Source organism: Novosphingobium sp. PhB57 (assembly GCF_004342985.1).
Classification (GTDB): Bacteria; Pseudomonadota; Alphaproteobacteria; order Sphingomonadales; family Sphingomonadaceae; genus Novosphingobium.
Genome location: NZ_SMBO01000004.1, coordinates 532471 through 552438 on the forward strand (window position 1 = coordinate 532471; position 19968 = coordinate 552438).

At 65.1% G+C, this 19968-nt stretch carries 15 protein-coding genes; 11 read left to right on the top strand and 4 right to left on the bottom strand.

Features of this window, described 5'->3' with window-relative positions; genetic code table 11:
- Window positions 1-19 precede the first annotated feature (19 nt).
- The 7 genes from EDF58_RS15385 (at window position 20) to EDF58_RS15415 (ending at window position 6295) form a co-directional block, all read left to right on the top strand.
- Window positions 20-1246, top strand: coding sequence for a hypothetical protein (locus EDF58_RS15385; protein ID WP_243654280.1), 1227 nt, complete (start codon window positions 20-22; stop codon window positions 1244-1246).
- Complete coding sequence (locus EDF58_RS15390) at window positions 1243-2934, top strand: DUF1592 domain-containing protein (RefSeq protein WP_132267125.1); 1692 nt, start codon at window positions 1243-1245, stop codon at window positions 2932-2934. The genes EDF58_RS15385 and EDF58_RS15390 overlap by 4 nt, the downstream gene beginning before the upstream one ends.
- A gap of 14 nt (window positions 2935-2948) precedes the next feature.
- On the top strand, window positions 2949-4289 hold the full coding sequence (locus EDF58_RS15395; protein ID WP_132267127.1) for a DUF1552 domain-containing protein: 1341 nt from the start codon (window positions 2949-2951) through the stop codon (window positions 4287-4289).
- A complete protein-coding gene (locus EDF58_RS15400; RefSeq protein ID WP_165921437.1) occupies window positions 4286-4783 on the top strand; it encodes a VOC family protein in 498 nt (165 codons plus the stop codon). Before EDF58_RS15395 ends, EDF58_RS15400 begins: the two co-directional genes overlap by 4 nt.
- Complete coding sequence (locus EDF58_RS15405; RefSeq protein ID WP_132267131.1) at window positions 4780-5112, top strand: high-potential iron-sulfur protein; 333 nt, start codon at window positions 4780-4782, stop codon at window positions 5110-5112. Before EDF58_RS15400 ends, EDF58_RS15405 begins: the two co-directional genes overlap by 4 nt.
- Window positions 5109-5768, top strand: coding sequence for a cytochrome b/b6 domain-containing protein (locus EDF58_RS15410; protein WP_132267133.1), 660 nt, complete (start codon window positions 5109-5111; stop codon window positions 5766-5768). Before EDF58_RS15405 ends, EDF58_RS15410 begins: the two co-directional genes overlap by 4 nt.
- Before the next feature lie 146 nt (window positions 5769-5914).
- Window positions 5915-6295, top strand: a complete 381-nt coding sequence (locus EDF58_RS15415) for a response regulator (protein ID WP_132267135.1) — start codon at window positions 5915-5917, stop codon at window positions 6293-6295.
- Here the strand turns inward: EDF58_RS15415 and EDF58_RS15420 are convergent.
- The gene (locus EDF58_RS15420; protein ID WP_132267137.1) at window positions 6292-8175 is read right to left on the bottom strand and encodes an ATP-binding protein; all 1884 of its coding nucleotides are present in this window, start codon (window positions 8173-8175) and stop codon (window positions 6292-6294) included. The two genes, EDF58_RS15415 and EDF58_RS15420, sit on opposite strands and share 4 nt — an antisense overlap.
- A 643-nt stretch (window positions 8176-8818) precedes the next feature.
- Between EDF58_RS15420 and EDF58_RS26645 the strand changes: the two genes are divergently transcribed.
- From EDF58_RS26645 to EDF58_RS15440, 4 genes are all read left to right on the top strand, one after another.
- Complete coding sequence (locus EDF58_RS26645) at window positions 8819-9508, top strand: cold-shock protein (protein ID WP_132267139.1); 690 nt, start codon at window positions 8819-8821, stop codon at window positions 9506-9508.
- A gap of 288 nt (window positions 9509-9796) precedes the next feature.
- Entirely contained in the window at window positions 9797-11827 is a 2031-nt protein-coding gene (gene rpoD / locus EDF58_RS15430; protein ID WP_132267141.1) for an RNA polymerase sigma factor RpoD, read from the top strand.
- Between the two features lie 390 nt (window positions 11828-12217).
- On the top strand, window positions 12218-14368 hold the full coding sequence (locus tag EDF58_RS15435; protein ID WP_132267143.1) for a TonB-dependent siderophore receptor: 2151 nt from the start codon (window positions 12218-12220) through the stop codon (window positions 14366-14368).
- Between the two features lie 2 nt (window positions 14369-14370).
- Entirely contained in the window at window positions 14371-15120 is a 750-nt protein-coding gene (locus EDF58_RS15440; RefSeq protein WP_132267145.1) for a hypothetical protein, read from the top strand.
- A gap of 150 nt (window positions 15121-15270) precedes the next feature.
- Here EDF58_RS15440 and EDF58_RS15445 read toward each other — a convergent pair whose 3' ends face one another.
- The 3 genes from EDF58_RS15445 to EDF58_RS15455 form a co-directional block, all read right to left on the bottom strand.
- On the bottom strand, window positions 15271-15897 hold the full coding sequence (locus EDF58_RS15445) for a carbonic anhydrase (protein WP_132267147.1): 627 nt from the start codon (window positions 15895-15897) through the stop codon (window positions 15271-15273).
- 436 nt (window positions 15898-16333) lie between these two features.
- Window positions 16334-19243 carry a PAS domain-containing protein gene (locus EDF58_RS15450; protein WP_132267149.1) on the bottom strand — a complete coding sequence of 970 codons (2910 nt, stop codon included), beginning with the start codon at window positions 19241-19243 and terminating at the stop codon, window positions 16334-16336.
- 135 nt (window positions 19244-19378) lie between these two features.
- Entirely contained in the window at window positions 19379-19564 is a 186-nt protein-coding gene (locus tag EDF58_RS15455; protein WP_132267151.1) for a DUF1289 domain-containing protein, read from the bottom strand.
- Between the last annotated feature and the right edge of the window lie 404 nt (window positions 19565-19968).

Below are 19968 nucleotides of genomic sequence, written 5' to 3' on the forward strand. Positions count from 1 at the left end.
ACAAACGGGGAGAGGCAAATTGGACAGAGGAAAAACAGGGCTGGGCCTGATGTGCGGCGGGGCTGCCATTGGCGTGGCAGCGCTCATGGCGCTGACCGGCTCACTCTCTATGGAGGCCCCGGCGCGCGCCGAGGCGCCGCCGCGCACGCTGCCCGCCCCGCCGCCGGGCGGGGTCATGGGCTTCGTGGTCCAGGACTTCGTGCCGCCGGTGATCCAGGGCATGGACGCCTGCCCCAAGGGCACCAGCCCCAAGGTTCGCGACATCTATCTGGCCTCGCTTCCCGCCGACGAACGGGCGCGGCTGGAGCGCAAGGAAAACGAACCCGAACTCACCAAACGCTGGCAGGCCACCGTGTTCGGCGCCGATGGCACCAACATCTGTTCGCAGCCCGACAAGTTCGACCGGCCGCTGCTCACGACCGTGCAAAGCGCTCATGCGGGCGGGCTGGACCTGGACGGGGATGCGCCCGGCGAAAGCTGCTCTCATGAAGAGTTCACCGCACCCGACGGGCGCACCGGGATCGACAACCAGGAATACCGCGTGATGGGCTGCACGCTCGAATGGCGCGGCAAGGACGGGATCGGCGGCGACCTCCTCACCGGCATGCGGCAGTTCCACGCCTCGGGCGAGTGGACGCAGGTCATCCTCCTGCGCGGCGTCGACAGTCTGGAAAACGACGACGATGTGGAAGTGATCTACGCCAACACGCCCGATCGTCCGCAACTGGACAGTCACGGCAACTTCCTGCCCGGCTACAGCTTCACGATCTCCGACAAGCCGCCGCGCCATCGCAATGCCCTGCACGGCCACATCGTGGGCGGCGTGCTGGTCACGGATGCGCAGGACATCAAGCTGGCGCAGACCTGGGGCCAGGGAGGCGCCCGTGACATCCGGGGTGCGCGGACCGCCTACGATTTCCGGCATGCCAAGCTCAGACTCGCCTTCCAGCCGGATGGATCGCTGCGCGGCCTTGTCGGTGGCTACCGGCCGGTGTTCGACGTGATCCAGAGCCCCGCGATCGGCGGTGCCGGTGCGGCTCTGGCTGCCGGCATCGACTGCGCCGGCACCCTGGCGACCTTGCGCAAGTATGCCGATGGCATTAGCGATCCGAAAACCGGCACATGCTCCGGCGTATCCAGCGCCATGAACCTCTACGCCGTCCCCGCCTTCATCAACGACGTGCCGGCTCCATCTGCCAGGATCGCGCCCGCCGGGACCGCACATGCCGGGAACAAGACCCTATGAGCCCGTTTCGCACAGTGCCGCTCGGAATCGCGGCGGTCACGCTTGCCGCCACGCTCTGGTTGGCAGGCACCGCATCGACTTCCGCGCCCGTCCATGCCGAGGCCAATGGCTCTCCGGCGCTGCTCACGGATCCCCAGGTCGTCGGAATGCGGCGCCTGACCGAGGCGCAATACCGCAACAGCATTGCCGACATCTTCGGCAGCGACATCCGCGTGGCGGGCCGGTTCGAGCCGATCGTGCGCCCCGCGCACCAGCTCATCGCCTCCGGCGCCCGCAGCGCGGCCATTACGCCGTCCGGGCTGGAGCAGTTCGACGCCATGGCCCGTGAGATCGCCCGGCAAGTCTTCGACGAAAATCACCGCGCGCAGTTCACCGCCTGTGCCCCGCCCGATCCCGCGGGCGCCGATGCGTCATGCGCGGGCCGCACCTTGGCGCCGCTCGGCCGCCTGCTGTTCCGCCGCCCCCTCAGCGAACAGGAACTGGCGCTTTACGTCCGCATCGCCGGGGAAGGGGCCGGTCCCACCAGGTCCTTCGCGAAAGGGCTGGAACTGGCGCTGGGCGCGATGCTCGTCTCGCCCTTGTTCCTCTACGTCGTGGAGACGGCCCAGCCCGATCCGGTGCGCCCCGGCGTGATGCGTCTGGACGACAATTCTCGCGCCGCCCGGCTCAGTTTCATGCTGTGGAATTCGGCGCCGAATGCCGCCCTGCTCGATGCGGCGGCCGCGGGCAGGCTGACCGATCAGCCGCACCTTGCCGCCACCGTCCGGCGCATGGTCGCCTCGCCCCGCTTCGAGCAGGGTTTGCGGGCCTTCTTCTCGGACATGCTGCTGTTCGAGAAGTTCGACGAGCTGGCCAAGGACCCGGTGATCTATCCCTATTTCAACCAGGACGTGCTCCAGGCCCTGCCCGAGCAGATGCTGCGCACGATCACCACGCAATTGCTGGACGGCGACGGCGATTACCGGGAGCTGTTCACCACCCGCAAGACCTGGATGAACCGGGCGCTGGGCGCGCTCTACCGGGTGCCGGTCAGCCAGTCTCAGGGCTGGGTGCCTTACGAATTCACGGCCGAATCCGATCGTTCGGGATTGCTGGGCCTCGCCGGGTTCCTGGCGATGTATTCGCACTCCGGACGCAGCTCTCCGACATTGCGGGGCCGGGCGATCCGCGAACTCCTGCTCTGCCAGCCGGTGCCCAATCCCCCCGGAAACGTGAACTTCACCGCCGTGCAGGACACGGGCAACAAGGCGATGCCCACGGCCCGCATCCGCCTGGATGCCCATACCACCGATCCGGTCTGCGCCGGGTGCCACAAGATCACCGACCCCATCGGCCTCCCGCTGGAACGCTTCGACGGGATCGGCGGCTTCCGCACCTTCGAGAACGAGGCCGCGATCGACGTCTCGGGCGAAATGGACGACACCCGCTTCACCGGAGGCGACGGGCTGGGCAAGGCCATTGCCGCCAGCAAGGACGCCACGCTCTGCGTCACGTCCCGCGCACTCGAATATGCGACCGGGCGCCCCAGCGAGGACGGCGAACTGATCGAACGGCTCGAAGGCGGCTTTGCGGCCCAGGGCTACCGGTTGCGCCAGTTGATCGAGACGATCGCAAGCCTGCCGCAGACTTACGAAGTCCCCACCGACAGCATCAAGGCCGGCACCACCCTGGTGGCGACGCGGCGCTAGAGAGGAAACCATCCATGGCATTCGACATCTCGCGGCGCCTGGCGCTGAAAGGCATGATGAACGGCGCGGCCATCACGGTGGGCGTGCCGCTGCTGGACATCTTCCTCGACGGTAACGGTGAGGCGATGGCTGCAACCGGCGCTCCCGTGCCGGTCCGGTTCGGCACCTGGTTCTGGGGGCTGGGCGTCAACCCCAGCCGCTGGTTCCCGGACAATCCCGGACCCGGCTACGACCTCAAGCCGGAACTGGAAGTGATCAGGGACCATGCCCACAAGATCAATATCCTGGGCAACTTCAACGTCATGCTCGACGGCGCCCCCAACCTGCCCCACACGTCCGGAGGCCCCGCGATCCGCACCGGCCGCGCCCTCACGGCCGAGGGCGGCCTGCCGGGCGAGAGCTTCGACGTCACCATCGGCGACCGCATCGGCACCCGCACCCGGTTCCGCAGTCTCGAAACATCTGCCTCCGGCGATCCCCGCAACTCGCTGAGCGGGCGCGGCGGCGGCAATCTCAATCCATCCGAAGGCTCTGCGGCCGGGCTGTACAAGCGGCTGTTCGGCACCGGCTTCAAGGACCCGAACAGCGCCGATTTCACGCCCGACCCCGAAGTCATGGCGCGGCGCAGCGTGCTCTCCGCCGTCACCGATCAGCGCAAGGCGCTGGAGGGCGCGGTGGGCGCGGCCGACCGGCAGAAGCTGGACCAGTACTTCACCTCGGTGCGCCAGCTCGAAAACCAGCTCGATGTCGAACTCACCCGGCCGCAGCCCCTCCAGGCCTGCCTGGTGCCGCAGCCTGTCGCCGACCGCGCGGTCAATGCCGAGATCGAGAACGTCGTCGCCAACCATGCGCTGATGACCGATCTGCTCGTCATGGCGCTGGCCTGCGACCAGACCCGGGTGTTCAACATGATGTTCAACAACGGCGCCTCCTCGCTCACGCGGATCGGCAGCACGATCACGCACCACCAGCTCACCCATGAGGAAGCGCTCGACAATCGGCTCGGCTACCAGCCCGAGGCGACTTACTTCCTCAACCGCATCTTCGAAGCCTGGACCTATTTCGTCGCCGCGCTCGACAAAGTGCAGGAGGGCGACCGGACCTTGCTCGACAATACGCTGGTCTTCGCCCACTCCGAGACCGAATTCGCCAAGTTCCACACGATCGACAACATTCCCATGATGACCGCCGGCAGCGCCGGAGGGCGGATCAAGACCGGCATCTATGTCGACGGATTGGGCACGCCGATCAGCCGCGTGGGCCTGACGCTCCAGCAGGTCATGGGCGTACCCATCGACAAATGGGGCGCGAAGAGCATGGAGACCGGGAAGTCGATCGGGGAGTTGGTCGCATGAAGGCGCGTGCATGGCTGGCGGCGCTGGCCGCGATCCCGCTGCTGCCCGTCCCGGCCGCGGCTGAGGGACAGGCTGCGCCCCGGGAGGCGCCGGCGCGTCTGGTCGGCACGGTGCTCAAGTCCGCCTCGATCGACCGGGAACTCGCCTTCTACCGGACGGCTTTCGGCATGACGCTGGCCATGACGCTCGATCACGGCCAGCGCCGCGAATACATACTGCGGTTTTCCGCCGATCCGGGCGAGGCCGGGCTGATCCTTGTCCACGACAGCGCGCCCGGCGCCCCGGCAAGGCTCACGCATGGCGACGCCTTCGATCGCATCGTCCTGCGCGTCACCGACATGGACGGCCTGCTGGCCCGCCTCGACGCCGCCGGGATCGCCCATCCCCCGGCTCGCGAAGTCGCTCAGGGCTACCGCGTCCTGCAGCTTGAGGACCCCGAAGGCTATTCCCTCGAAGTGATCCAGAGCACGCACGCCGCAGGAGCACCGCGATGAGCATTTCGCGCAGACAGATCCTCGCGCAGGCCTGCGGGCTCGGCATGGCGCTGGGCGGCAGCGCATTCGCGGGCCGCCTGAATGCCCAGGCGAACGACGCGGCCGCCAGGCCCGCCTGCTACGACCCGGCCACGCTGCCTTATATGCAGAAGAGCCGAAGGCGGGCGCTCGGCTATGTCGACGCCTCGACGAACCCCGCCCGGCGCTGCGGACTCTGCGCGTTCTTCACCGGCACGTCGGCCGCCTGCGGGAATTGCCAGATGCTGTCCGGTGGCCCCGTGGCGGCCGGCGGCCTGTGCCAATCCTTCGCGCCGAAAGCCGCCAAGTGAGCGCGGCGGCCGGCATCCGGGTGTGGGACCTGCCCACCCGTCTCTTCCACTGGCTGCTCGTGCTGCTGTTCGCGTTCTCCTGGTGGAGCGCGGAGAATCGCCACATGGACTGGCACTATCTCTCCGGGATCACCCTGCTCGGCCTCCTGGCGTTTCGGCTGCTGTGGGGGCTGTTCGGATCGAGCACCGCGCGGCTGGCCGCGCTGTTCGCTTCCCCGCGCGCCGTCGGAAGGTATCTCGGCGGGCAAGGCACGCCCCGGGCGGGGCATAACCCGCTCGGCGGTTACAGCGTGCTCGCCATGCTCGCGTTCCTGTCCCTGCAAGTGAGCACCGGTCTCTTCGCCACCGATGTCGACGGGCTGGACTCCGGTCCGCTGTCCTTCCTGGTGTCGTTCGATCAGGGCCGTCTCGCCGCCGAGATCCATGCCTTCAGTTTCGACGCATTGCTGGTCCTGATCGGGCTCCATCTGGCGGCGATCGCCTTCTACGCCCTGTTCCGCCGGCGCAATCTGCTTGTCCCGATGCTGACCGGGCGCGATCGCGGCGCTGGAGCGGAAATCGTTCCCATGAAACCGGCCCGGTTCGGCGCTTTCGTCATCGCCGCCGGACTGGCCGCCCTCCTGGCCTGGCAGGCGAGCAAGGGCTTCGGGCTTTAGGCGCCCACCACCGATCCGGCAGGCCCCACCCCTGTCGACGCTTCACCCCATGCGCGCGAGACCTTGCCGATCAATTCGCAAGGCCCGGGAACGAGGCGGCCCCACGGTTCGTATAGTTGGTTCATGACCATGGACCGCCACTCGATATGACATTGGAAAAGAAAGTGCTTTTGGTCGAGGACGAGGCGCTGATCCGCGTGATCGGCACTGACGCGCTCGAAGAAGCCGGGTACGACGTCCTGGAAGCAGGCAGCGCCGACGAGGCGCTCGAGATCCTGGAAGCCTACAACGAGGTCCTGGTACTGTTCACGGATATCCGCATGCCGGGAAGCCTGAACGGACTGGAACTGGCCCGCATCGTCCACGAGCGATGGCCCAAGATGAAGCTCCTGCTGACTTCCGGCGACACCTGGCCGTCGGAAAATGAAATCCCCGACGACGGCCGCTTCCTTCCCAAGCCCTATCGCGTGGAAACGCTGCGCCGTGAAATCGACGAGATGACCAGAAACTGCAGCCCGACGACTTAGGAGAGCACTGAAGGCGCGCGCTTCCCGACCCCGGCGTCGGACAAGGCCAGGGACAGTTCTTCCACCGAATATGGTTTGTGAAGCAGCCCGAAACCGTGCTGGTTGTTATTGGCAAGAACGTGGCTGTACCCGCTGGTGAGCACGACGGTAACGCCGGGCCACCGGTCCCGAACGCGCTGCCCCAACTCCACCCCGTCGATGCCCGGCATCACGACGTCGGAAAACACGGCGTCGATTCGCTCGCTCGCCGTCTCCAGGATGGCGATGGCCGAAGCGGCATCGTTGGCGACGAGGGTCTCGTATCCCAGGTCCCGAAGCAGGTCCGACGCGAACTCGCCCACTTGCTCGTTGTCTTCGACAATGAGAATCCGGCCTTCCGCAAGCCATGATCCCTGCTCGGCGTCGCCCCCCTGCGACGAAGCCGGGGCCTCGACTTGCGGCAGGTACATGATGAAAGTGGAGCCCTGCCCCAGCATGCTCCGGACCTCGATCTCGCCGCCCGATTGCTTGGTGAACCCATAGACCTGGCTCAGCCCCAGGCCGGTTCCCTTGCCCACCGCCTTGGTGGTGAAGAACGGCTCGAAGATGCTGTCGATCTGATCGAGGGCAATTCCCGAACCCTCGTCGGTGACCGAAATGCGCACGAAAGATCCCCGCGGATCCGTCATGCCCTGGATCGGCAGCACGCCGTCGAACGTGTCGATCTCCACGACCAGACGCCCTTCGCCGTTCATCGCGTCGCGCGCATTGACGGCCATGTTCACGAAGGCCGTCTCGAACTGGCTGGCGTCCACTTCCACGAAACAGGGCGAGCGCAAGGACGTGACGTCCACCGACACCCGCGAGCCGACCACCGTGCGCAACATATCCGAAATGGCGCCGATCTTGTCGCCGACCTCGAACACTTCAGGCGTCAGCGCCTGGCGGCGCGCGAAAGCCAGCAGTTGTCCAGTGAGCTTGGCGGCCCTGTCCGCGGTGTCCGAAATCGCCTTCACGTATTTCTGGCGCTTTTCCGGCGTCAGCTCGCGGCGGCTGAGCAGATCGGCAGAGGACCGGATGATCGTCAGCAGATTGTTGAAATCGTGCGCCACGCCGCCCGTCAACTGGCCGATCGCGTCCATCTTCTGCATGTGCCGAAGCTGGCTTTCGGATTCCGCTAGCTCCCGCGTCCGGGCCTCCACCCGCTCTTCCAGAGTCTCGTTGAGCTGGCGCAGGGCGATCTGGACCTGGTCCTGCTGCTGCTCGGCCGCTCGCAGCGCCGCGCAAGTATCGCGAAGCTCCGCCTCGCGGGCGCGCAGCGCCTCTTCGGCAATCGTGCGTTCCAGCAAGTCGGCCGCCTGCCGGGCAAGAATGTCCAGGAGCCTGAGGTCGCGCTCGGATGGGCGATGGGGCTTCGTCCAGTGAGTCGAGATCATCCCGAGCAGCGTGCCCGAACGCGACAGGAGCGGCGTGGTCTGCGCCGAGCGGATACCGGCACGGCGGAAAGCCATGAGGTCATCTGTGCCGGCGATCTCGTTCCATTCCTCGAAATCGGGAATGATGGCCCTCTGCCCGAACCGCAGCGCCATCGTGCAACTGCTCAGCGCGCTCGGGCTGACCCATTGCCAGAAGGCGATCGCCTCTTCTGGCAAGCCGCGGTGGCACAGCAATTGCAGTTTTCCGCCGTTGCCGGAAGGGTCGCCGTAAGGGCACAGCAGCTGCATGGTCCCGAACTGCGAGCCGGTGATGGCCACCGCCGCATCCACGATCTTGCCGTAGAGTTCCGCCAGGTCATGCTCGGCGATCAGCTCCACGCTGATCCGCTGGAGCAGGTCGATGTCCGACAGATCGGCGTTTTCCTCGGCCGGCGCCGACAGGGGGGAGCGGAGCAGATCGGTCATTTTCTCGGCACTCAAGAGCGTTCCCGCGCGATGGCGTGGCAGATCGACGTTAGAACGATATGCCCCGGGAGTCTGCCCACTTCTGTCCATAAACGACGGGCCACATGGAAGTTTCCTGCTGGCCGGCCACAGCACGGTTTTCGCCCCGGGGGCCGGGGGCAGACAGCGCGGGGATCGGCCTTCGGAAGGCCGCTCTGCCGGAAAGATCCAACCTCGTCGTAAAAAATGCTACGGGTATCGGCTCCCCGATGGCCTGCCGGATAATTCGGTGCTATGGGCCGGCGGATCAGGGATTCCGGTCCCAAGAGGTGCTCCGGATATAAAGTGCGCCTTTGATACCATTAATACAATCAATGAAGGCGATTTCCGTGTTCATAACGGCAAAACGCTCGATTTGGGGACAGGTTTTTCAGAACGCCCAAAAGCGCAAATTGGCATTTTTGAATTTCAGAGTATGGGTTACTAGAATAGTTCGCTTAGATTTTGATTTTCAATGCCCCTTGCATCTTACGATCAGTCCCCGGCCATCGTGTTCCCGACAGGGAAACCGCGTATTCAAAGCTGATTGTTCTTCCGTCCGGCGTGCCGCGTTCAAGCGCACGGGCGAATTCTCACCGAACGCAGTGAAGGTACGTATTTAGTCATGTCGTTTGACAGAGGAAATCGCGGTAACGGTCGCGACAGGTTCGGCGGTGGTAACGACCGTTTCGGTGGTGGCAACGACCGTTTCGGCGGAAACGATCGCTTCGGCGGCGGTAATGATCGCTTCGGCGGTGGAAACGACCGCTTCGGCGGCGGCGGACAGCGCGGCGGCGGCTTCGGCGGCCCGCGCGGCGGCGGCGCACCTGCACAGGTAATCGGCCAGGGCAGCGGCGTGGTGAAGTTCTTCAACACGGATAAGGGCTTCGGCTTCATCCAGCGCGACGAAGGCGGCGACGACGCTTTCGTGCACATCAGTGCCGTGCAGGACGCCGGCCTGACGACGCTTGCCGAAGGCCAGACGCTGGAATTCCAGCTGGTGGAGCGCGGCGGCAAGGTCTCCGCAACCAATCTCTCGATCGTGGGCGAAGTGATCACCGCCTCGCGCCGCGAATCGGCACCGGCCCAGCGCCAGTCGACCGGTGAACGCGCCAGCGGCACGGTCAAATTCTTCAATGCTGCCAAGGGCTTCGGCTTCGTCAGCCGCGAAGATGGCCAGCCCGACGCATTCGTGCACATCAGCGCCGTCGAGCGTTCGGGCCTGTCGGGCCTGCACGAAGGCGATCAGCTCGAGTTCGAAATCGAGATCGATCGTCGCGGCAAGTCCTCGGCCGTCAATCTGGTCCTTCGCTGAGTTGCAGGCCTTGGCCCGTTTTACGGGCCAAGGCCTTGACAGCACGTCGAATATTGACTGGACCCGCTTCTGCCTGGTTTGACCGAGGAAACTCGGCAACCAGGCGAACGGTTGTAGGTGCATCGCTGCGTTATTATCTGTAGCCTGCCGGCTTCAGGTAATGACCCCTGTAGCGCGACAGCCCCATGGCGTTTTGCAGGCATGTCAGGCAAGGCATTTACAGACCCCTGTGTCTGTCCTGGCGGAGCAACCGCCACGGATGGGACATATGGGATATAAGGCGAACGAATGAGTAACGAAGATTTTGGCGCGGAGAACGACGCTCCGCTGATCGATTCCAGCCGAGGCTCGGTCGAGCGATTGATCGCGCGCGCCAAGCGCCTTGGGGTCATTTCGGTCAGCGAGTTGAACGCTGCCCTGCCCCAGGACGAGATGTCTTCCGAGCAGATCGAAGACGTCATGGCCGCCATCTCGGAGATGGGGGTCAAGATCGTCGAGAACGAAGACGATGATGATTCGTCCGATTCGGAGGCGGATCAGGAAGCCGACGACGATCGCGATGGCGACGGCGCGTTTGCAGAAAGCGGCGAAGGCACCCGCCGCCGCACCGCCGACAGCAAGAGCACCGAATCGCTCGGCCGCAGCGACGACCCCGTACGCCTCTACTTGCGCGAAATGGGCGCCGCGGAAATGCTCAGCCGCGAAGGCGAAGCTGCGATTTCCAAGCGGATCGAAGCCGGTCGCGACATGATGATCCTGGGCCTCTGCGAGAGCCCGATCACGTTCCACGCCATCATCCAGTGGTCCGAAGCGCTCAACAACGGCGAGATGCAGCTGCGCGAGATCCTCGATCTCGACGCCATGCTCTCGAAGGAGCCCGCGCCGGAAAGCCTGTCCGAGGACGGCGAAGGCGACGACGACGGCGAGATCAGCGAAAAGACCGCCGGCCCCTCGTTCAAGGACGAGGACGAAGTCGAGGAAGAGTCCGGCGACGAAGTCGACGAGGACGGCAACCCGATCCCCAAGCGCGAAGCCGAGGAAGAGGAAGAGGACAACACCCTCAGCCTCGCCCAGATGGAAGCGGCCCTCAAGCCCGAAGCGCTTGAGAAGTTCATGCTCATCACCGAGCTGTTCCAGGCCTTCGAGCGCCTCCAGTCGGAGCGTCTCGATGCGCTGGCGCTGGGCATCGACTTCCCGGCCGCCAAGGAAGACCAGTACCAGCAGCTGCGCGAAGACCTGACCGCGCAGGTCGAATCGGTGAAGTTCCACGCGACGAAGATCGAATATCTCGTCGACAACCTCTACGCCTTCAACCGCCGCCTCACCACGCTGGGCGGCCAGATGCTGCGCCTGGCGGAGCGTCACAAGGTGAAGCGCGCCGACTTCCTGGAAACCTACGTCGGCCGCGAGTTGGACGACACCTGGCTCACCGACATGGCCAAGAAGGACAAGAAGTGGGCGGCCTTCGCCGAGGCCGAAGTCGATCCGGTCGAGCGCATCCGCGCGGAAGTCTCGGACATCGCCGCCGCCACCGGCATGGCGCTTCCCGAGTTCCGCCGCATCGTCAACATGGTCCAGAAGGGCGAGCGCGAAGCGCGCATCGCCAAGAAGGAAATGGTCGAGGCGAACCTGCGCCTGGTGATCTCGATCGCCAAGAAGTACACGAACCGCGGCCTTCAGTTCCTGGATCTCATCCAGGAGGGCAACATCGGCCTGATGAAGGCGGTCGACAAGTTCGAGTACCGCCGCGGCTACAAATTCTCGACCTACGCCACCTGGTGGATCCGTCAGGCGATCACGCGCTCGATCGCGGATCAGGCCCGCACGATCCGTATCCCGGTGCACATGATCGAGACGATCAACAAGCTGGTCCGCACCAGCCGCCAGTTCCTTCACGAGCAGGGCCGCGAGCCCACGCCCGAAGAAATGGCCGAGCGCCTGTCCATGCCGCTCGAAAAGGTGAAGCGCGTTCTCAAGATCGCCAAGGAGCCGATCTCCCTTGAAACGCCGATCGGCGACGAGGAAGACAGCAGCCTCGGCGATTTCATCCAGGATGCCAATGCGGTCATCCCGGTCGATGCGGCGATCCAGGCGAACCTCAAGGAAATGATCACCCGCACCTTGTCGTCCCTCACCCCGCGTGAGGAACGCGTGCTGCGCATGCGCTTCGGCATTGGCATGCACACCGATCACACCCTTGAGGAAGTCGGCCAGCAGTTCTCGGTCACCCGCGAACGTATCCGCCAGATCGAGGCCAAGGCGCTGCGCAAGCTCAAGCACCCGAGCCGCTCACGCATCATGCGCGCGTTCCTGGACTAAACACCGAATCCGAGCATGGATCGGCGGAGGTGCATTGCCATGGCAATTCACCTCCGCCGATCCTGCCCGCGCCGATAGACCGATCCCTACGATCGGCAGCCGCGCACCTAACCTCCGGCACCATGCCGTCCCCGTGCAGGGGATAGCGGCATTTCGTTGACGACCGAGCTTCTCGATACGCTCCGCGTCGACACCACTTGCCCCCATCCGCATCTCCCCGTCACCGGAACCCCCAGGCCGTTCGATCGCTCGTCGCTTTCGAGCGCACTTGCTCGTGGGGAACCCAGTTCCGACCGCTCACCTCCAAACATATGCCAACGGTTGTCTTGCAACTGACTCGCATATTCAATAACGGGGGCCAAAACCAGGGTCGAACAGGGAATCCTTCGAATGTCGAATCTCTTCCGGGGCCGCCGCGCTCCGCTGCTTGCGCTCGTATGGTCTCTCGGGATCGCCGCCGCCTCTCCGCAAATGGCCCAGGCGGAAGAGGCCGAGGCCGCCGCCGATGCCGGATCCGACCAGATCCGCTCTTCCGAAATCACCGTGCTCGGCCAGCGCAGCGAAGACTACAAGGTCGAACAGCTGACGACGGCCACCCGCACCGGCACCGACATCATGGATGTGCCGCAGTCGATCCAGTTCGTGCCGCGCGATGTGATCGACGACCAGCAGATCCTCGATCTCACCAGCGCCTTGCGCAACGTCAGCGGCATCCAGGCCGGGACCAATGCCGGCAACCGCTCTGAAAGCTTCACGATCCGCGGCTTCCGTTCATCGTACTACGCCGTCGATTCGATCATGCTGAGCCCGGCGATCGAAACCAACGACAGCTACCGCGACATGGCCAATATCGAGCGCATCGAAGTGCTTAAAGGCCCCGCTTCCGTGCTCTACGGTCGCGGCGATCCGGGCGGCCTCATCAACATCGTCACCAAGCAGCCGCGCTTCGAGCGCGCGATGAACTTCTCGGTCCAGGCCGGCAGCAACGATTTCGCACGCGGCCAGATCGACGTGACCGGCCCGGTCGATGCCGCCAAGACCCTGGCCGTGCGCTTCATCGGCGCGGCCCAGACCGGAGACACATTCCGCGACATACTGGTGCCCTACCGCCGCCAGTTCCTCTCGGGATCGGTGCTGTGGGAACCGGACGACCGCACCCGCGTGATCGCCAGCCTCACTTATGCGCATCAGCACAACCAGACGGACCGCGGCATCATCGCCACGACCGACGCCGATGGCGACCTGGTGGTCGACCTTCCGCGCACCCGTTTCCTTGGCGAGCGCTGGGCAACCACCGAATCCGAGCGCTACGAATTCAACTACCGCATCGAGCACGAGCTGACCGACTGGCTGACGATCCGCCAGATCGGCCACTACGACGAAGGCAAGCTCGACCTGTTCGGCATCAACTACGGCAACACCGTGGCCGTCAACGCCGCGACCGGCGCGCGCACCATCACCCGCACCGCCGTCGAGCAGCATGAGAACAACCACAACTACGACGCGCAGGCCGACATGGTCGCCCGCTTCAAGACCGGCGGCATCGGCCATACCGTCGTGTTCGGCGGCGAATATGTGAAGTCCTACCGCTTCCGCACGTTCGCCCGTGCCACGCTGGCCCGGATCGACATCGACAACCCGGTCTACGGCGCCGAGCCCGGTACTTTCGTTCCCGCCGCCGACCGCAAGGTCCAGGCCAAATCCTGGTCCGGCTACCTGCAGGACCAGATCGACATCGGCGATCAGATCCATCTGCTGGCCGGTGTGCGCTACGACCATGCACGGCAGTCCGACCACGGCACGACCCAGTACGAATCCGATGACAAGGCCTGGTCGCCCCGCGTGGGACTGGTCTTCAAGCCGGTGCCCAATATCTCGCTCTTTGCCGACTTCACCCGCTCGTTCCAGTCGAAGCCCGAACCGACCATCGACGGCAAGCCCATCGATCCCGAAAAGGGCAAGCAGTACGAGGCCGGCGTCAAGGCGGAGCTGTTCGGCGGCCGACTGGGCGGCACCCTGGCCGTGTACCAGCTCACCCGTGAAAACGTGACGCAGCAGGACCCCAACAACGTCGGCTACAATATCAACGCCGGCGTGCAGCGGTCGCGCGGCGTGGAACTCGATCTCTCGGGCTCGATCAGCCCCAGCGTGAAAGTGATCGCCAACGGCGCCTATACCGACGCGACCGTGCGGGAATCGACAGACTACGCGCGCGGCAACCAGTTGATCGGCGTGCCCAAATGGAGCGGCAGCTTCTGGCTGACCTGGGAACCGGTCGACGGGGCGCTTCGCAATTTTGGGCTTGGCGGCGGCGTCTTCGCGGCCAGCAACCGCCAGGGCGACCTGGAGAACAGCTTCAGCATCGGCGGCTATACGCGCCTGGACAGCAGTGTCTGGTACAAGCTGGCAGACAAGGTCCGCCTTTCGCTCAACGTCAAGAACATCACCAACGACTACTACATGGAATCCTCGGTTTCGCGCTCGCAAGTCGTGCCGGGCGAAGGTCGCAGCTTCCTTGTCGGCCTGAGCGGGAGCTTCTGAGGATGGGCAAGGCGTTCGCGGCCATCGTCGTCCTGCTGCTGGCGAGCGCCGCGGCGCCCCTTCCCGCGCCCGCGGGGGATGCGGGCCGCATCCTGTTCCTGATGCGCGCCGATCCGCCGGGAGGTTCGGCCGATCCGCAAGTCAAGGCGCGGCTCGAACAGCTGGGCTACAGCGTGACCGTCAGCGAAGGGCTGGCGGGTCAAGGTGGTGCCGGCATGCCGGATCCTTGCGGGTTCGATCTGGTGGTGATGTCCTCCACGGTCCGCTCCAACCAGTTCACCGCCGAACGCTCGGTCATCACGCGCCTTCGCGACATGGGCATCCCGCTGGTGACCTGGGAGAATGACCTGCTCGACGACTTGTGGATGACCGGCCTGCGCCGCGACAGTGACTTCGGCGAGCTGGAAACGGGGCACTATTTCTGGCTGGTCCGCGCGCCTCATCCGCTGGCGGCGGGAATCCCTGCAGGGCTCGGGACCTGGACCGAAGCCCGAACGCCGGCCGGCTGGGGCAAGCCGGGGCTGGGCGCCGATGTCATCATGACCTGGCCGGGCGAGCCGGAGAAATCGACCCTTTTCGGCTACGAGGCCGGGGCGACGATGGATCACGACCACCTCGCCCCGGCCCGCCGGGTGTTCATCGGCATGGAAAACAACAGCTTCACCCGCATGACCGATACCGGGCGCAAGCTGTTCGACAGCGCCATTGCCTGGGCCAGGGCCGGCCGCAAGTCCTGCGGCGCGAAACGGTGACGGCCGCTTGGAGGTAGACCTTGCCGGGGGCCGGAAGCTGCCGGAAGGCCGCTGATCGGCCTCAACCGGCAACCTGCCGTATCTCACTTTGATGCCGGCGAGAGCCCGACTTTCGCGGTCGGGCTCTCGTCTGCCGGGGTGGACGGCGGCTTAGAGCCAGCGCACCCGGCCGGTGGCGAGTTCGTACACCGCGCCCACGACCTTGAGTTCGCCCCGCTCCTGCGGCTCGATCAGCATCGGTTCGGAGAACGTCTGGAGCCGCTCGACCATGCGGCGGACATTTTCCTCGACGGCCACGTCCACCAGCTTTTCCTCACCGACATTGCGCTGGGCTGCCAGCACCGCCGGAATGATCGGCTCGATCATGCGGCCTATGCTGCCGGGGAAGCGCACGTCCTTGGTCACGACGTCCGCGGCAGCCGCGACGGCGCCGCATTTCTCGTGGCCGAGCACCACGATGAGCGGCACTTTCAGGACGCTGACCGAATACTCCACGGAACCCATTCCCGCCGCATCGACGTTGTTTCCGGCCGTTCGCACGATGAACAGCTCGCCAAGACCCGCTCCGAACAGCTGCTCGGGGCCGACGCGCGAATCCGAGCATCCCACCAGGGTCGCGAAGGGCTGCTGCCCCTCGGCCAGCGCGAGACGGCGCTCGCGCGAGATGTCCGACTGCGACGGCTGGTCGGCAACGAATGCGCGGTTCCCGTCCACCAGGCGCTGCAGAGCCTCGTCCGGTGTCGGCTGCGCGGTAGCCAGGGTGTTGGATGTCGCCACTAATCAATCTCCTTCGAACATGCGGATGAGGCAGGAAATGGCCTTCGCAAGTCTCAGGCGCTTAGCTCGCCGGTTACGTATCGTTTCCGGGCATGCGGCATGAGGTGCCGCCTGCCCGCGCAGGCATCGGCAGGGGCTGCGGCGAAATGCGCAGGGGAAGCAGCGCCGCAAGGATCGCGCGCCCGATGGTCCTGACTATTCCGAGAGGCCGAGGAACATCGCGTCCTTACAAACGCTTGGCTCTCACTTCGGGCGATTGCGACCCACGCCCTCTGATGAAGGCGCGTCCGGATCGGCCTGGTGGATTGCTATGTGGCCGTCAGTCTGTGTCGGTCAGACGCACCAGGCTGAAACTGAGGCCCCGTAGCCGAATGCATCTCTACGGGGCCTCTATTCATGGTGTGGCGGGCAGGTCCGTTCACCGCCCGCGCGCAGGTCATTCCGCGGTGATGTCGCGCACGCGGGATATCAGGGTGTCCACGGCGAAAGGTTTGGTCAGCACTTGCATGCCCGGCTCGAGATGACCGTTGCCGATCACCGAGTTCTCCGCATAGCCGGTGATGAACAGCACCTTCAGGTCCGGGCGGCTCTGCCGGCCGGCATCGGCCATCTGGCGGCCGTTCATGCCGCCGGGCAGACCGACATCGCTGATCAGCAGGTCGATCCGAACGTCTGACTGCAGCACATGCAGGCCGGAAACGCTGTCCGCCGCTTCGATCACGGCATAGCCCAGGTCTTCGAGGACATCGGTGACGAGCATCCGCACGCTCGGCTCGTCGTCGACGACCAGTACCGTTTCCCCCACTTCGGCGCCGAGATCGGCCGTGTGCGTGGCAAGTTCGAGGTCGCTGCCGACCTCGCCGTAATGGCGCGGCAGGTAGATGCAGACCGTCGTGCCTTCGCCCAGTTCGGAATAGATGCGGACCTGCCCGCCCGACTGCTTGGCAAAGCCATAGATCATCGACAACCCCAGCCCGGTGCCCTGCCCGATGGGCTTGGTCGTGAAAAAGGGATCGAAGGCCTTGGCGATCACGTCGGCGGTCATGCCGGTTCCGGTATCCGTGACGCAGAGCGAGAGGTATTGCCCTTCGGGAACGTCATGCGTGCGCGCGCCCGTGCGGTCGAGCCATTTGTTCGCAGTCTCGATGGTGATGCGCCCGCCCTGCGGCATCGCGTCGCGCGCATTGATGCAGAGGTTGAGCAGCGCGTTCTCCAGCTGGCCGGGATCGACCAGCGTGGGCCAGAGGCTGGCCGCGCCCACGGTCTCGACCTGGATCGCCGGCCCGACCGTGCGCTGGATCAGCTCCGCCATGCCGTTGACCAGCGCATTCACGTTGGTCGGCCGCGGATCGAGCGTCTGCCGCCGCGAGAACGCCAGCAGTCGGTGCGTCAGGGCGGCGGCGCGGCGCGATGCGCCCTGTGCCGCGACCAGATACTTGTCGACATCGGTCAGCCGCCCTTGCTTGAGCCGGGTGCCCACCATTTCCAGGGCGCCGGATATGCCGGCAAGCAAATTGTTGAAATCGTGCGCCAGGCCGCCCGTCAGCTGCCCCACGGCTTCCATCTTCTGGGCCTGGCGCAATTGCGCTTCGGCATGCATCAGTTCGGCGGTACGCTCGGCGACGCGCTGTTCCAGCGTCTCGTTGAGCGCACGCAGCGCGCTGGCCGCGCTGTCGCGTTCCGCCTCGATCATGCGCCGCTGCTCGATATCCAGAAGCACGCCCGGCGAACTCACCGCCGTCCCGTCCGGCCCCATTTCGACGCGGCCGTTCGCCTCGATCCAGTAATAGCGGCCATCGGCGCGCAGCACCCGGTACTGATGCGCATAGGCCCCGCCTTCCGCCATGGCCTTGTTCATGGCCTCGGAAAGCCGCGCCTGATCGTCGGGATGCACCGAGCGCACGATCTGCGCGAGGTTCAATCCCACGCGGTCCTGCCCCGGATCGAAGCCGAAAGTCTGGGCGAAACCTTCATCGACCGTGAAGCTGTCCGTCGGGATGTCCCAGAACCAGGTGCCGATGATCGCGCCTGCGGACAGGGCGAGATTCACCCGATCGATGTTCTCTCGGGCGATCGCCTCACTGGCCCGCAGGGCGTCTTCGGCCCGGCGCCGTGCCTCGATGTCGCGGAACATGACCGAGACCTGGCGCAGCGATGCCGGTTCGACCCGGGAGGCGGACACTTCGATGTGCCGCCCGGCGGCCAGGAAATAGCGCTCGAAACGGATCGGCTTGCCGGTGCGCAGCACTTCGCCGTAAAGTTCGGCCCAGCCTTCCGCATCTTCGGGCTCCAGATCCCGCAAGCTGCGCCCGACGATATTGGCAATGCCGGATTGGCGCTCGTAGCCCGAATTCGCCTCGATATGGACGTAGTCGCTCAGGGGACCGTGCGGGCCGTCGAAGAATTCGATAATGCAGAAACCGTCGTCGAGCGCCTCGAACAAGGCCCGGTAGCGTTCCTCGCTCCGCGCCAGGGCGGCCACGATTTCCCGGTGTCCGCTAATGTCGCGCACGGCGCCCACGAAGCCGACCGGCGTGCCGGAGGGATCCCGTTCGTATTCGGCGGTACGCGACAGCCAGCGTATTTCTCCCGTCGCCGCATCCTTCACGCGGTAGTCGACCGAGAGTTCGCCGGTCCCCGCAGAGCGGGCGTGCAGGCTCGATACCCGCGCCCGGTCTTCGGGAACGACGCATTGCTCGAAGTCCGAGGTCTGGTAGCTCGCCTTGACCGGAAGCCCGTAGAGCCGGCAAAGCTCGGGCGTCGGATAGACCCTGTCCTGCGCGATCTCTACCGTGAACAGGCCCACTTTGCCCGCTTCCTGCGCGTGCCGGAGGCGCTTCTTCTCCATCTCGGCCACGGCGGCCGCGCGGCGCAGGTCCAGCGCCGTCAGCGCCTGCCGGGCAAGGACCCGCAGGGCCTTTTCCTGCACGGCATCCAGTTCGCGCGGGACATAGTCCAGTACGCAGAGAGTGCCGACCGGGTAGCCGTCCTCCGTCTTGAGCAGCGCGCCCGCATAGAACCGCAGGCCCGGTTCGGCCGTGACCAGCGGATTGTCCGAAAACCGCGCGTCCTGCGTGGCGTCGGTCACGAGGAGGAAGTCTTCTTCCAGCAGGGCCTTGATGCAGAACGAGGTCTCTATGGGCGTTTCACGAAGGCCAAGGCCCACTTCCGCCTTGAAGAACTGGCGCCCTTCACCCACGAAATTGACGACGGCGATAGGCGTGCCGCAAATCGCAGCTGCCAGCTCCGCGATTTCGTCGAAGGCCTTTTCGCGCGGCGAATCCAGGACGTCGTAACGCGCCAGGGCCTCGAGACGGGCAGCTTCGAAATCACAAGGTTCGGTCATCAAAAAGGCTCTTCATCCGTTCCGCAGGCTGCCCGGCGCTGCACGGTTGCAAATCGCGGCGCGTGACGGGGAAGCGCTCCGGCGAAGAGGCCGTTCCCTGTCCTCTGCGAAAAACCGCCGCGCCGAAGCACGCCTTCACCCACTGTCGCGCGCCGCAAGGCGTTGCAACCGGCGCGGAAGTTCGCGCTCGATCGACTGGCGGCCATGGGGCTGCAGCTTGCGCCACTTGCGCACTTCTTCGAGGGTACGGGCGCATCCACGGCACCAACCCGACTTACCGTCGAACTGGCACACCGATATGCAGGGATCCTTGGCACTCACAGACGCATTTCCATGCGCCGCCTTTAGCGCCGCTTCCCTGTTCCTGCGAGGTATAATCCCGAAGTCGCGGCAGCGGCCCCCGCGCGCAAGGGCCGAGCGAGACGAAACAGAGGTCAACTTAATTGCGACAGGAAAGTCGCGTACTACCTATTAAAGGGCCGTTCGTTCTGGAACAATTTTTCCTTCATTTTTGAACAGATCAGGCCATTTACACACCAGCCCGGCGCATGGGCCCACTGGCTTAAGGCGGCTTTTCTGATCCGAATCCGCCATTCCCACCATTCGCCTTGCCTTCACCGGATATCGCCGCCCCCGGTACTGAAACCTTACTGTCACCAAAGGTAAGTCAAACCGCCACGTCGCTTGGCTAACCGACCTGTCGCTCGGTGAACGCACCGGCAGCA

Coding starts and splice junctions, on each gene's coding strand:
- EDF58_RS15390 (WP_132267125.1), top strand. CDS start 1,243: ATGAGCCCGTTTCGCACAGTGCCGCTCGGAATCGCGGCGGTCACGCTT.
- EDF58_RS15395 (WP_132267127.1), top strand. CDS start 2,949: ATGGCATTCGACATCTCGCGGCGCCTGGCGCTGAAAGGCATGATGAAC.
- EDF58_RS15400 (WP_165921437.1), top strand. CDS start 4,286: ATGAAGGCGCGTGCATGGCTGGCGGCGCTGGCCGCGATCCCGCTGCTG.
- EDF58_RS15405 (WP_132267131.1), top strand. CDS start 4,780: ATGAGCATTTCGCGCAGACAGATCCTCGCGCAGGCCTGCGGGCTCGGC.
- EDF58_RS15415 (WP_132267135.1), top strand. CDS start 5,915: ATGACATTGGAAAAGAAAGTGCTTTTGGTCGAGGACGAGGCGCTGATC.
- EDF58_RS15420 (WP_132267137.1), bottom strand. CDS start 8,175: ATGACCGATCTGCTCCGCTCCCCCCTGTCGGCGCCGGCCGAGGAAAAC.
- EDF58_RS26645 (WP_132267139.1), top strand. CDS start 8,819: ATGTCGTTTGACAGAGGAAATCGCGGTAACGGTCGCGACAGGTTCGGC.
- rpoD (WP_132267141.1), top strand. CDS start 9,797: ATGAGTAACGAAGATTTTGGCGCGGAGAACGACGCTCCGCTGATCGAT.
- EDF58_RS15435 (WP_132267143.1), top strand. CDS start 12,218: ATGTCGAATCTCTTCCGGGGCCGCCGCGCTCCGCTGCTTGCGCTCGTA.
- EDF58_RS15440 (WP_132267145.1), top strand. CDS start 14,371: ATGGGCAAGGCGTTCGCGGCCATCGTCGTCCTGCTGCTGGCGAGCGCC.
- EDF58_RS15450 (WP_132267149.1), bottom strand. CDS start 19,243: ATGACCGAACCTTGTGATTTCGAAGCTGCCCGTCTCGAGGCCCTGGCG.